Source organism: Nostoc sp. (genome assembly GCF_036917375.1).
GTDB lineage: Bacteria > Cyanobacteriota > Cyanobacteriia > Cyanobacteriales > Nostocaceae > Nostoc.
Genome location: NZ_JBALDN010000106.1, coordinates 20,730 through 35,216 on the forward strand (window position 1 = coordinate 20,730; position 14,487 = coordinate 35,216).

At 37.8% G+C, this 14,487-nt stretch carries 12 protein-coding genes; 3 read left to right on the forward strand and 9 right to left on the reverse strand.

Annotation, left to right across the window (positions count from 1 at the left end):
- Positions 1-40 precede the first annotated feature (40 nt).
- From V7K45_RS29640 to V7K45_RS29680, 9 genes are all read right to left on the reverse strand, one after another.
- Positions 41-1,321: a HEAT repeat domain-containing protein gene (locus V7K45_RS29640; RefSeq protein ID WP_335009049.1), complete on the reverse strand. Its 1,281-nt coding sequence runs from the start codon at positions 1,319-1,321 to the stop codon at positions 41-43.
- Between the two features lie 21 nt (positions 1,322-1,342).
- Entirely contained in the window at positions 1,343-2,593 is a 1,251-nt protein-coding gene (locus V7K45_RS29645; RefSeq protein WP_335009051.1) for an STM4015 family protein, read from the reverse strand.
- Positions 2,594-2,674: 81 nt separating this feature from the next.
- Positions 2,675-4,045: an STM4012 family radical SAM protein gene (locus V7K45_RS29650; protein WP_335009053.1), complete on the reverse strand. Its 1,371-nt coding sequence runs from the start codon at positions 4,043-4,045 to the stop codon at positions 2,675-2,677.
- Positions 4,046-4,128: 83 nt separating this feature from the next.
- Complete coding sequence (locus V7K45_RS29655) at positions 4,129-4,920, reverse strand: STM4013/SEN3800 family hydrolase (protein ID WP_335009055.1); 792 nt, start codon at positions 4,918-4,920, stop codon at positions 4,129-4,131.
- A 114-nt stretch (positions 4,921-5,034) separates the two neighbouring features.
- Positions 5,035-6,246 (reverse strand): HEAT repeat domain-containing protein, encoded by a 1,212-nt coding sequence (locus V7K45_RS29660; RefSeq protein WP_335009057.1) that lies wholly within the window; start codon positions 6,244-6,246, stop codon positions 5,035-5,037.
- 35 nt (positions 6,247-6,281) lie between these two features.
- A complete protein-coding gene (locus V7K45_RS29665; protein ID WP_335009059.1) occupies positions 6,282-7,430 on the reverse strand; it encodes an STM4014 family protein in 1,149 nt (382 codons plus the stop codon).
- A 15-nt stretch (positions 7,431-7,445) separates the two neighbouring features.
- Complete coding sequence (locus tag V7K45_RS29670) at positions 7,446-8,702, reverse strand: HEAT repeat domain-containing protein (protein ID WP_335009061.1); 1,257 nt, start codon at positions 8,700-8,702, stop codon at positions 7,446-7,448.
- Positions 8,703-8,785: 83 nt separating this feature from the next.
- A complete protein-coding gene (locus V7K45_RS29675) occupies positions 8,786-10,135 on the reverse strand; it encodes a hypothetical protein (protein ID WP_335009063.1) in 1,350 nt (449 codons plus the stop codon).
- An 18-nt stretch (positions 10,136-10,153) separates the two neighbouring features.
- Positions 10,154-11,467, reverse strand: a complete 1,314-nt coding sequence (locus tag V7K45_RS29680; protein WP_335009065.1) for an STM4015 family protein — start codon at positions 11,465-11,467, stop codon at positions 10,154-10,156.
- Between the two features lie 149 nt (positions 11,468-11,616).
- Between V7K45_RS29680 and V7K45_RS29685 the strand changes: the two genes are divergently transcribed.
- From V7K45_RS29685 to V7K45_RS29695, 3 genes are all read left to right on the forward strand, one after another.
- Positions 11,617-11,829 (forward strand): DUF2997 domain-containing protein, encoded by a 213-nt coding sequence (locus tag V7K45_RS29685; protein ID WP_335009067.1) that lies wholly within the window; start codon positions 11,617-11,619, stop codon positions 11,827-11,829.
- Positions 11,830-11,840: 11 nt separating this feature from the next.
- Positions 11,841-12,500, forward strand: a complete 660-nt coding sequence (locus V7K45_RS29690; RefSeq protein WP_335009069.1) for a hypothetical protein — start codon at positions 11,841-11,843, stop codon at positions 12,498-12,500.
- Positions 12,501-12,683: 183 nt separating this feature from the next.
- Entirely contained in the window at positions 12,684-14,243 is a 1,560-nt protein-coding gene (locus V7K45_RS29695) for an Hsp70 family protein (protein ID WP_335009071.1), read from the forward strand.
- The last annotated feature ends 244 nt before the right edge of the window (positions 14,244-14,487 follow it).

The following is a 14,487-nucleotide window of genomic DNA, read 5'->3' on the forward strand; positions in this document are numbered from 1 at the left end:
AATATTAGTTAAATTTGATTATTCGGCGACAGAAGAATGTCTATATTAGGTCTGAATTATTTATATATCTATTATTAGGTGATGTTTGTCTTTCAGCAATAACTTCAATATCTAATTGAGTCATTTTTTTAAAAATATCATCATTTAAATAATTATCAGTAATATCAAGAGTATCTAATTGACCAACAGATGAACAATTAAGTAAATATTCTGCACCTTTATATCCTAATGTTCCAACTGAAAGGTCTAGTTCCAGTAAATTTTCAAGAATTGGAGAATCTACTATAGCAAAAGCAATATCATCTGATAAGAGACAGTTACGTAGTCCTAAATATTTAAGGTTTGGAAATATTATATGAGAAAAATTTCTGACCGATTTAAAAACAGAGGGATATATGTAGGAACATGTGCCAAGCCATAATTCAAGATACTCCAAGGCTGGTAATTCTAGCTTGCAAATTTCATCAATTACACCATAGGGAATTTCACCCTCAATAATAATTGCTTTTAAAGTTTCATGTCTAACTGGACTGAATTGCATCCCGGTAAAGTATTTGTAATACTTTGAAGAACTATTGCAGCGAATCTTTAATACTTCTAATTGGGGATAAGCTAACAAAATATAACTGAAATCACTGTATACAAGTGGCAAGTAATCCAATTCATAATCATTAACGTCTCCTATAAATAAAGCTTTAATGTTACTAAGTTGTTCGTGAGCATTAAGTAATGCATCCATAACAGGACGGAAAGTGTAATCTTCTAAAGAACTTGTGTACCACAATCCGAATACCAAAGCTTCAATCTGATTAGCGAGAGGACTTTGCAACAATATTTGCAGCTTGTCTACACTACTCATAACGGGTTTTCCATAGCGTTCTGCTGGGATAATCCTTAAAGCGTAAGCTATATCAACTGTGTCACTAATCTTAGTGGTAGGATCAAATTCAATCACTTTCCGGTTAGCGAATGTAGTTGAATAACCACAAGGAATACTGTAGACTTTCTCAAAATTCCTCCAAAATTTGTAATTTTTTAAAGCTAATTCTACTTGAGGGTCTTCTATATCTTTTAAAATTTTCAATGCTGCTCTTTGAACTTTCCTAGATTTATTTTTCAAAGCTTCAATTAGCAAATATAACCCTGCATCACCATAGTTTAATGCTTCACTTACCCCTGCAATCCCAACTTCAATATTGGAACTTGATAAACGTCTTTTAACACCTTCAATCCCACCTAAAACAGCACCTTGTACTGGTGGTGGTGCTTCTCCTCCAAGTACCGCATCAAATTCTCCAGGCTGATTTTGATTGTTTGTCATATTTTCCTTTGTTAAATTTAATTATTCAGCAATAGAACAGTAGCGAAGGCCTCTATAGTACCCATCTTCTTCCTTCTGCCAATCATAAATTAATTGACAGTCTAATTGGGATAAACGCTCAATCATTTCATTAGATAAAAAATTATCATTAACATTAAAAATATCGAGTTTGTTTAGATATGAGCAGTTTAATAAAGCCTCTGCACCTTCATCTGAAAGAGTTCCCATTGTTAAGTCGAGAATATTGAGAAACTTAATTGCAGGCGTATTGACTAGCGCACGAGCAATATCATCAGAATATTCACTATTTTGCAGCCCTAAATAACTTAAAGTAGGAAATAATTCACCGCTAATAATTGGCATTAAATCGTCAACAGATGAATTACCACCATATAGACTGCTCCCTAGCCATAATTCTAAATGTTGTAATGCTGGTAATTCCAAAGCACAAATTTGCGCTATGGTTCGCCGATTTAATGCCCCACTTTCAATGATAATCGCCTTTAAACTTTCATGTTTTAACTGACTGAATTCTAAACCATCTCCTCCACGTATTTGGATGATTTCCAATTGAGGATAAGCTTTTAATAAAGGACTGATATCACTTTGCACTATACTAGAAATCATGTATTCAGAATATTTTATATCACCAATAAATATAGCCTTCAATTTTTTCAGTTTGTCTTTAGCCTCAACTAAAGCATTAACTACAACAGTGGAATCGTAATTGTCATATGCATCCCACATACCAATTACGAAAGCTTCAATTTTACTGGCATTGGGATGTTGAGTTAATATATTCAGTTTTTCTCTAAAAGCTTCTACATGTTCTCGTTCTTCACATCTTACAGCATAAGCAATTCCACTAGGGTCTATAATTCCAATTGCTGGGTCAAAATCTTCAACTTTTTTATGAGCGAATTTACTAATATGTTTGTCTCTATACCACTCTAAACGCTCAGGTAATCTCCAGCTTTTATAAGCTTTAACAGCCTGTTGTACTTCTGATTCTGTTCTTTCTCTTAGTAATAAATAGGCGGAACGTTGCACTAGTGACGACTCATCATTTAAAGCCGCGATTACTAAATCTAAACCTGCATCACCATATTTTAATGCGTCATTGACAGCATCGATTCTGGCTTTAACTAAAAAACTTGCCAAGCGTTGTTTAACACCTTCAATCCCACCTAAAACAACACCTTGTACTGGTGGTGGTGCTTCTCCGCCAAGTACTGCGTCAAATTCTCTGGGTTTATTTTGATTGTTTGTCATATTTTCTCCAACGGTAGATGTAATGTAAATATCCGTAGAAACGTGATTAATCGCTTCTCTACAAATCTTTTTGAAACGCCACTATTTCAACTCATAATCCTGCATTAATTCCTGAACTTTCTCAGAAAATAACCACGCGCCAATAGTGTCAGAACGCTCAATGCCAAATTCAGTTAACTGTAAAATATCCTCATCTTTTATCGCCAAATTCAAAGCAAGCATTTCTGAAAATTCTGGAAAATCAGCGTATACTTCACTACCAAATTGCTGACGATAACTAGCACAATTCAATGCTTCATCGGAAAGCAAAGATAACAAAATATACCGCCGACGTTGTTCTTCAGCATTTAGTTGAAAACCATAGTGCGCGTAGTCAAATGACTCATCTGCTGTTTGAATATATGCTTGTAAAATCTCGCTGATTCCCTTTGCTCCCACTGCATATTCGTTGGAGTAGTGCAAAGTATTAGTGTAGGAACGTGCGCCACAACCTAAACCAATCATCCCGTCGGCTTGACAGCAGTAGACAGGAGATGAGGAAGATGAGGGAGATGAGGGGGATGAGGGAGAAAGATTGCTAGATTGTTCCTCTTCCAAGCGTCGAAACATCCGCATGGAAACTTGCGTATATCCTTCTGACAATAATAGCGATCGCCCTTCCCGATAACAAGCTAAACGAATATCGTCCCATTCTCGATCTGTGCGTCCCAAACCTGTGAGCGATCGCACGTACAATGGATATAGATAAATTTCTTCTGGTTGAAAACCCAAAGTAGCTTGTATTGATTGCAACCAACTATTTACTGTTTGTCCGGGTAAACCGTAAATCAAATCAATGTTCAGAGTGGGAAATCCCATCTCTTTTATCCTTGTCAGCGTTGCTTCTACTTGGGTAGTAGATTGACGGCGCTGGGTGGCTAAGACTTCCGAATCGATGAAACTTTGGACACCAATGCTAACACGATCGACGGCGTGCGATCGCAACAACTTTAACTTATCCTCAGTAGCGGTTTCTGGCGAAACTTCCACAGAAATGGGAATTTCCTGTAACTTTGCACCCATCGTACTTTCAGCAATATTGAGAATAGTTTCGAGATGCTGAATGGGTAACTGAGTCGGAGTTCCGCCACCAATAGCGAACCTAGCAAATGACGCATTACCCAACACCGCTTTCATCCGTTGCGCCTGTCGCTGTAACGTGCGGACATATTGACTCATAAAATCTTCATTGTGGCTGACTGTGGTAAACAGATTGCAGAACCCACAACGCATTTCACAAAACGGTATATGTATGTAGAGAAACAGCGCTTGTCTATCTTGCTGCGCCCAAAGTTCTGGAAGATACACAGGTGGGGAGATGGGACGGTAAGCTGTTTTGTGGGGGTAAGAATAGACGTATGCTTGATAAGGAGACTGGGCAATTTTCGATTTAAGATTTTGGATTGTCAGCATAGAATTTCAAGTATTTTCGTGACAAGTTAAGAATTTGCTTTAAGTTTCACGCCAAGAATAACTCTGCGCTTGTGCGTGAGTTTTCATAAAACAAACTCTGCATAGGGAACAGTCCAAACCACAGGATGGCTGAGTCGATGTCCAGTGTAACCATCTTCACCATAAGTTGTCCCGTGGTCGGAACAAAGAATGCAAAAAGTAGAATGCCTTTGTCGTATAATATTCCAGAGTTTAGCTAATTGGCGATCGACATATTCCAAAGCTGCGGCGTGAGATTCAATAGTATCGATTTTATCTTTGGCATCGGGAAGATAGAAATAATTTGGTTGATGCAAAGCCGAAATATTTATAAATAAAAATATACGTTGATTATTCGACGTTTTTTCTAAAATTTTTCGTGCAAGATTTACCTGATTTTCTGTAGATTCGGGGTTAGTAACACCTAATTCTGGACTCCAATAACTTTCAGCAAACATTGAGGGAATTACATTACCTAAAGGGTTGCGTTTGTTGAAAAAACCAACTCCACCAATGCAAACTGTATGATATCCTTTAGCAGCTAATCCATTAACAATATTTGAGCTATCTAACACACAAGTTGTATCAGTTGTCGAGGTACTTCCTTCAAATCCCAAAGCAAAAAGACGGGGGTGAATTCCAGGCGTTACAGGTGTGGGTAAAAAGCCTGCGAAAAACGCATGATGAGAAGCATAGGTAAAGTTTCCGGGTGAATGGCGTTCTTCCCAACCTGTGTTAGGGAGTACTTTTGCTAAGTTTGGAGTGCATTCTTGTGCAAGTAGGTTTTTAGCTACGTCGTAACGTAATGTGTCTAAGGTAATAAATAAGATGTCATGAGTTCCGACAATTTGATTCATATTGAACATGGCAATAAAAATTATGCTCTATTTATAGTCACGCCAGTAGGGTGTGTTATCGCATTAGCGTAACGCACCATCAAAAATTAAAAACTACTTTATCTAATGTATTATTTATTCATATAAACAGATATAGCGATTGCTAAATTCAGATTCCTCGTTTTCGTCCTTAGCCTGTGGATTTGTAATTACTTGACAATCTAGTTGAGATAATTCTTCAATCATATTTGTAGAGAGATAATTCCTTGAAACATCAAGGGTATGAAGCTGATTAATAGAGGGAAAATTCAGTAAAGCTTTAGCACCTTCATCAGTCAAAGTTCCCATCGAAAGGTCAAGTATTGCAAGACGGTCGATAATTGTTGGTAATTCTGTTAAGCACATAGCAATATTGTCAGAATAATCGCTACTTCTTAGCCCCAAATATTTCAAATTTGGGAATAACTCTCCTGAGATAATGGGTAATAAAAGTTTTGTTCCAATATCCGATCCATATCTTTGACAACCGCCAAGCCATAATTCAAGATATTCCAGTGCTGGTAAATCAAGCTGACAAATTTGCTTAACAGTATCAGAGTCGATAAACATTAAACCTGTTTCAACAATTAAAGTTTTTAAATATTCGTGTTTTATAGGTTTTATATGTAAACCCCAACCACCTCTTACTTGTAGTACTTCCAATTTAGGAAAAGCTGTTAATATAGGTGTAACATCGCCTAATTCTAAGTGAGAACTCATAAATGGATGGTTTTCACTATCTCCTATAAATAAAGCTTTAAGGTTATGTAATAATTTATAATTATCAAAAATCGTATTTATAAAACTAAAAAAATATGTATCGTAGTTATTGTAATAACCCCATATTTCGCAAATTAAAGCTTCAATTTTATTTATTTTTAAATCTTTTAATAGCAAATTTAAACCTTTAAAATTCACTGCATAAACAGTATTAAACCAAGATGTAATCCCAACATTAGGTTTAAATTCTTCAAAATTGTAATCATCTATTTTTGTAAAAAATAACCAAGGGTTAACAGCCAATAATGCTTGCTTTCCCTTTTCTCCTCCCCTTTCTTTTAAGAACATTGCCACGATACGCTTTACCTGGGGTGAAGAATTTTTCAACGCTTCAATCACTAAATTTAAACCCGCATCTCCGTAATTCAACGCTTCAGAAAGTGCAGCAATTTGCACTTCAAAAATCGAACTTTTCAACCGATTTTTAACTCCTTCAATTCCTCCTAATACTACACCGCTAACAGGAGGTGGCACTTCTCCACCAAGTACTGCGTCAAATTCTCCCGGTTGATTTGAATTGTTGTTCATTTTGGTTAATCCTAATTTATAGTCGCAGCCTACATTTATCTTGCCAAAATCGCTTTAACTTCACTTGTGTAAGTATCCATCCCATTCCACAAAATACCCGGTAATAAATCACCAAAAGCATTAATCTCTAAAATTGCATGAGTTTTCCAATCGGGTAAAATCAGTAAATCAACTCCGCAGTATAAACTATTAGGAAATAACGCTGCTGCTTGTTCGCAAGTTCGCTTCATGATCTCCCAATTTTCTACACCAACTTTTGCTAAAAATTCCTCAGTATTTCCCCGTTCATTCCCCAAATGCAAATTTGTCATCGGACTTTTACCAAGGCGAACAACGATATGCTGTGCTTCGCCATTAATAACCACCACACGCACATCAAAACCGCATTCTTGCAAATGTGCTTTGGGTAGCCATTCTTCAACTTGTACGCCTTCTGCTGTCAAGATGTTGATGATATCGGCGATTTCTTCGCGGTAAGTGTAGTGCCTAATTTTCCGGGAGTTGTAAAGCAGAGTTTGCCCATTTTCTCGCACTCGTTCCACAGTAGTTATGGCTGATTCAAAACGCGAATTTGCGCGGTAAGCAACGACTCCAGAAGCGGCGGAACCGTGGGAAAGTTTGACGAATACTCGTTCTATTCCCTGCATTTGCATTTGTTCGCGTAAATTATCGTAGTTGTGAATTTTACCTAGCGATCGCGGAACGGGGATATTATGACGGCTGAATCTTTCGTGACAAGCTGGTTTGTCAAACATCACAGCGATGTCTTGGGGATGGTTCATGAAGTACGCCTCCCCGCAAGCGATGAGGGGAGTAAGTTGTGTTTCCCATTTTTGCAACAGATACCGCCAGCCTAAATACCACTGTCGCGGATAGAGGATGAGTCCTTTGTCAAATTCTAATTTTGTCGCGGCTTCTGCACTGATATGTTGATGACTGGAAGTAGAAAAAATTTCCCTACTCCCTTCTGCGATGATGGCTTTATCGACATCAAAGTTTTTTTCTGGAGAGTCAAAGCGGATAATAGTATTGGGTGTATTGAATTGTTCCAGGGTTTGTTTTCCTGCTATTAAGTCGGCGTAATCTACTACGGTAGCTGGTGGTAAGTTGAAATGGGCGATCGCTTCTTGGAGGAAACCGACACGGCGGTTTTCGGGGTTGGCGATGAGGATGAAATTTAGCATTATCTAATATATTCTTTATTCGTGTAATGCCCAATAACGTGAACCTGCTTCTCCTCGACGATAGTTTTCTTCCTGCGAATTTGCAATTAATCGACAATCAAGTTGAGACAATTGTTGAATTATCTGTGGTGATATACAGTTTTTAGAAATATTGAGTGTATGAAGCCGATTTACACTTGGACAATTTAGCAAATTTTCTGCACCCTTATCCGTTAAAGTTCCCATCGATATATCAAGCATTGCTAGACGTTCAATAATTGGAGATTGTACTAAAGCTTCTACAAGCACGTCAGTATTTTCAAAGCTTGGTAGACCAAGATAAGATAAATTAGGAAGTAATTCACCTGAAAATAGTGTCTCAAAAAAATCAAAATGTGAGTATCTACAGCGTCCTCCCCATAATTCCAGATATTCGAGTGATGGCAATTCCAGAGTACATACTTGTGCTAATGCGCGAGCATAGTTATCTGCTGTTTCTAAGATTAAAGTTTTTAAAGATGGATGGTAGATTTTTTTTGAAAAGAGATTATTATGAGGGTTTCCGTGTATTTTCAGCACTTCTAATTTGGGAAAATTCTCTAAAATAGAAATAATATCACTTAAATAAATACGTGATTTTTTATATTCATGTTGACGGCGATCGCCAATGAATAAAGCTTTTAAATTTGTTAACCTTTGACTAGCTTTACAAAGCATATTTATGAGTGTCAGACACTCTTGGTGATATATTTCTAAGTAAATTTTATCAGGCATCCAACAAGCTAAAGCTTCAACTTCACTGACTTGGATATCATTGAGGAATACTTGAAGATCATCTAGATTAAAATCTTCAACTACACGAAATTCTCCACGAGGATTTGGCTCCTCACGATAGAGGTTAACATTGTAAGCTGTACTAATTGCAGAAGTGATTCCAATATTTGGATAAAAAGTTTCAAATTGCCAATCTTCTAGCATAGTAAAACATTGCTGAGGATTATGTCTCAATAAAGCTTCTTTACCCTTTTCTCCACCTTTATTTCGTAGGAGACGAGCAGCAAACATCTGCACTTTATCTGAAGAGTCTTTCAATGCTTCAATTACTAATTCAAAGCCTTCTTCTTGATATCGTAAAGCATCAATCAATGCAGATGCTCTTTCTCTAGCTTCAGGGCTTTTCAACCGATTTTTTACGCCTTCAATTCCTCCTAATACTACACCGCTAACTGGTGGTGGTACTTCTCCACCAAGTACAGCGTCAAATTCTCTGGGTTGATTTGGATTGTTGTTCATCTTAGATAATCTTGTATTATTTTATTCCCAGACTGAGTAATAGCGATCGCTAAACTGAGAATCTGCAATTAATTTAACTCATGTTATTCCCAAGTTGGAGAATAACGATGGTAATATTTTTGTGACTTAGCATTTACTTTGCACTTAAGTTTAGATAACTTTTGAACCATATCTTTAGTTAAACAATTCTGACTTACATTTAGAATTTGTAAGCGATTTATAGCCGAAGAATTCAATAAAACTTCTGCTCCTTTATCGCCTAAATTTCCATCTGACAAATCAAGTCCAATTAAGCGATGAACTAAGGCTGAACGTGTAAGTGCAGTAGCAATTTTGTTATAATTTCTACCTCCTCGGAATCCTAAGTATTTTAAATTAGGAAAAAAGTTACCTGAAAACATAGGTGCTACTTCAGTAGCATTGGGTAGATTATTGTTAGGGCTTTTGAAGAAACCTAAATCAAGATATTCTAAAGCAGGTAATTCTAGTTTATATATCTGCTGCAATATTCCACTATTAAAATATCCATCAACAATCAATGTTTTAAGATGGTCATGTCTTATCGGGCTAAGTTCTAAATGATAACCATTACGGATTTCTAGGAATTCTAGATGAGGGTAAGCTTTTAGAATAGCGGTAATATCACCAACAGGACTTTGTGAGATATTATTGTCAACCCATACAGCCTTTAACTCGCTTAAATATTCATGAATATCAAACAAAACATCAACAATATACTTAAATTTCTTATCATAACCAAATTGTGCAGAAGTAAGTTGAGATATTAATACTTTTATCTTGTTAATTTTTGGAGATTGTATTAATGATTCAACCTGTTCAATATTTTGTAAAACACAGGTATTTTCAGATGAATTCCTCATACCTAATTTAGGGTTGAATTTATCATGCCAATCTTGTAATTTAGTAAACAACTGCAATCTATCAAAGTTTGACAATGCGTGCTTTGTTTTTAAATCTGACCTGTTCTGCAATAATTTATAGGCATGACTTCGCACCTGTCCAGAGGAATCCTGTAAACCAGCAATTACTAAATCTAAACCTGGGGTTCCGTAATTTAATGCTTGATAAATTGCTGCAACTCGTGTTTCTGTAATCGCACTTTTCAGACGATTTTGAACTCCTTCAAACCCTCCTAATACTGCACTTGTCATAGGAGATGGAGTATTACCGCCTAAGATAGCATCAAATTCTTGGGGTTGATTGTGAGAAAGCAGCGATCGCTCTTTTCTCGCTGCTAAAATAGCATCATAAAATTCCGCAGTATTCAGTTGTATTTTTTGTCGTCCATTACTTTGAATTATATTATAATAACCACATTCTTTCGTTCGCTCACTATGAGGCAGATGTAATAAAGTTTCAACCTTTTCTAAGAGAGCTTCTCCTCGAAATTTTTCATATTTAAAACTAGACATAATCCATCTATCTATAAATTACTCGGAAACAGAACAATAGCGACTATGAATATAGCTAACGTTATCTTCTTTTTTCTGATTATTTGCCAAAACACGCACATCCAACTCAGAAAATTTTTCAATCATTGCCTGAGATAAGAAGTTTTCTGAAATATTGAGAATATCAAGATTATTTATAGCCGAACAATTTAGCAATTCTTCTGCGCCAGCATCACTCAGGGTTCCCATTGAAAGGTCAAGTACGCTGATATAGTCAATAACTGGAGAACTTACAATAACGCTGACTATTTCATCGGTAAATTGGCTATTGCGTAATCCTAAATAAGTTAAGTTGGGAAACTTTTCTTCAAAAAGAATCGGATGTATATCTTCAATCCAACAGTTTCCACCGTAATCTTCACTACCAAACCATAATTCTAAATGTTCCAATGCCCGCAGATTCATCTGACAAATTTGGGCAACAGTATCTCGACTTAATCCTCCAGTTTCCACAATTAATGCTTTGAGGCGATCGTGTCGTATCGGCGGACTAAATTGTAAACCATCCCCTCCACGAACTTGCAAAATTTCGAGTTTGGGATATGCTTGTAAAATCGGACTTGTATCACTTTGTTGAATCCAAGAAATTTCGCATTCATCAGGAGCAATATTACCGATAAAAACAGCTTTGAGATTAGTTAAACGTTGTTTAGCATCAACTAAAGCTTGGACAATACTACTTGAATCGCTTTCATAAGGTTGCGCCCACAACCCGAAAACTAAAGCTTCTAATTTGTCGGCATTAGGTTCTTGCAGAAGTCTACTAAGTTGACTCGGTAAATTTTCTTCATTAGTTTCTTGCACAAGTCTACCAAGTTGACTTGGTAAATTTTCGTCATAATCATAATATTCATAATCACCGCATCTAAAGGAGTAAGCCTTGTTAACGGGTTTTATAATACTTATGTTTGGATTGAAATCTACAACTTGCCGATTAGCAAATTGAGTAGCTTTATACACATAATACTTATCAATTCTTTCTTCCAAGTCCCAAGGTTTATATATTTGCAATGCTTGTATAACTTGCGCTTCTACTCTTGGCTTTAATAGTCGATAAGCAAAACGCTGCACCAACCTCGATTTATCTTGCAATCCTTGAATCAAAACATCCAACCCAGCATCGCCATATTTCAAGGCTTCGCTAAGTGCAGCAATCCGCACTTGAGTAACAGGATTTGATAAACAACGTTTAACTCCCTCAATTCCTCCTAAAACTACTCCATCCACAGGAAGTGGAGATTGTCCTCCCAACACTGCATCATAATCTCTGGGTTTATTTTGGTTGTCTGTCATGGTGCTTTCCCTTCTGATTCTTTATTAGAATTCCCAAAAATGGGTAATACGCATACATTAATGAATAATTGCCGTTGACGGAAATTTAGTAGAACATAGAGATGATTGTGGCATTTCTAACACCCTGAAAAAATCAAAAAACTATACTTATGGCAGAGTATCAGAAAGTTGAATATCGCATTGGCAAAGATGGTAAAATTACCGAAACAGTCATTGGTGCTTCTGGTGCAGCTTGTACAAGCACAACATCTGAAATAGAAAACGCTTTGGGAGAGGTAGAAACTCAAGAACTGCTTCCTGAATATTATGAGGGAGACGACAATCTGACAGGAACAGAACAACAGTCCCTCAAGCAAAAATAGGAGGGAGGTAGATGATTGCAGATAACCTGTTAGACATCCAAGGAATGGGGATGTTTTCTCTAGAAAGTGTTTTAGTTATAGCAATAGGATTTTTAGCGTTACTTTTGATTATCCCAGCAATTAGTGCTGCGATCGCTGCCAAAGCAGACTTGGAAACTAAGAAGTTAGAATTGGCGCTATCGCAAATTGAATTGCTAGAGGCTGAATTAAAAGCAACGCGTCAAAATTACTTAGATTTAGAGCAAAAGTTACACCAGCTTCTTTCGGAGAAAACAGCACTGCATCAGGAAGGCTTGCGACTGCATGAGGAATTGCAGCAGCAGCGTCTTGAACTGACAGACGAAATACGTTCTTCGACATTTGAGCAATTGCAGACATTGTTAACAAACTATCCCAGCATCCATCAGATGGTGCGCGTTAAACCAGAATTGCCTGCGAAAAATCTGCTTTCGATGTTTACCTCTTTAGATAATCTCCTCTATAAATGGGGTTACGAACAGATAGGCAAACCTTGGGAACAAGTACCTTACAATCCGCAAATTCATCAACCAGACACTGCTGATATTACTGAAGATGAGTTAGTTTACATCCGATTTGTCGGTTATCAGCATCAAGGAAGAATTCTTGTCCCTGCGAAAGTTAGTCGCACTTTACCGGGAGGGGGGAGGTGAGGGGGATGAGGAGGCAGGGGAGGCAGGGGAGGCAGGGGGAGCAGGGGAAGAAGAACTATTAATTATTACCCAATTCTCCATGCCCAATGCCCCATGCCCAATGCCCAATACTTCGGCTCCTTTCGACTCCGCTCAAGGCAAGTCGCTCAGTACAAGTGCCTAATGACTAATGACTAATAACAAATGACTACAGTAATAATTGATTTTGGTACAAGCAATACTGTTGTTTGTACTACTGATTTGATTACGCAAAAACCACGGACATTGAGATTTGATTCGATGTCGCGCCGCTTTGAAATCGGGGCGGAGCAAGTTAGCGTTGTACCCAGTTTAGTATTTGTGGAAGGGCGCGATCGCATTTCTTTTGGTGAATCTGTACGCGCCAAACGCTTGGGGTTTGCCCAGCCGGAACGCTGTTTTAGAGCTTTCAAACGCGATTTGGCAGCAGATTTTGTCCCACCTCCGCGACAGTTGGATGGTAATAGTTACAGTGCTGAGGTGGTTTCGGAACTGTTTCTTAAGGAAATTTGGCAACAGGTTGAACAGCAATTACAACCCAGTAGCGTTATTTTCACAGTTCCCGTCGGTGCATTTGAGCGATATCTTGACTGGTTCCGCAATTTGGGCGACAAGTTAAATATTCCCGCAGTGCAAATTGTTGATGAATCTACCGCAGCAGCCCTTGGTTATGCTGTCAAGCATCCTGGTGCTGTGGTTTTGGTGGTTGATTTTGGCGGCGGTACTCTAGATTTAAGTTTAGTACGAACTGTCAGCGCTGAATCTGAACAGCAAGTAGTGCGTGCGGAAGTTATCGCTAAATCTGATGCTTTTATTGGCGGCGTAGATATTGATACATGGATTGTCGAACATTACCTGCAAAAAATCGGTTCCTCCCGTGCTGAAGTTGGAGAAATCGGCTTTATGAATCTGCTGGAAGTAGCAGAAAGGGTAAAAATTCAACTTTCAACAACAGATGAGGCGAAAGAAAGTTGGTTTGATGACGAAAATTTTATGTCCCATGAATTACAATTGCATCGGGACGAATTAGGCGAAATTTTAGAAAATCAACAATTATTAGAACAGCTAAGACAGGCGATAGATGAAGTATTAGCGATCGCACTTGCTAAAGGTATCAGCAAATCTACAATTGAACAGGTTTTATTAGTAGGTGGTACTTGTCAAATTCCCGCCGTGCAACAACTGGTAATTTCCTATTTTGGACGACAAAAGGTAAAGTTAGACAAACCTTTTGAAGCAGTCGCACATGGCGCATTAGCTTTAAGTGAAATGGCAGCAGTTGATGATTACCTGCGCCACAGTTATGCGATTCGTCTTTGGGAACCCCACAGCAAAAGTTATTCTTATTTAACTTTAATTGAAAAAGGGGCAAAATATCCAGGGGCGCGTTCTGAAGCTTTAACTCTGCAAGTCGCCACAGAGGGACAGCGAGAAATTCGCCTCGATATTGGGGAAGTAGCAGAGGTTTCCCAAGCGGAAGTTTATTACGATACTCAAGGAAGGATGACGAGCAGCCAATTAGTCAAACAAGATAGTTATCGCTCTTTGGAAACTCATCATCAACAAGTATGTGTCGCTCATATCGAACCACCTGGACAAACAGGAATAGACCGAATACAGGCACAATTTGAAGTCAATGAACAACGGGTATTAGTAGTGACGGTAAAGGATTTATTGACGGGGAAAATGTTAGTTGAGAGGGGAGCGATCGCTAAACTCAAATAATCTTCCCTTGGCGCTCTTGACGGTTCGTTTAAAAAATATGGGAATACTACTAATAGTAGACTGGTAAAAATGCAATGGCAGAGAATCAGAATCAACCTAAAGAATATGATGCTGTACTTGGTGGACAAGCGCATCCACCTATTTATGGTTCAATACGGTTCAGTTAAGGCTGAAAATCTTGTAAAGTAAGCATTGTCCCAAGAATGAAAATCAGCGTGTGGAGCATCTCAAAGATTTTTCATTA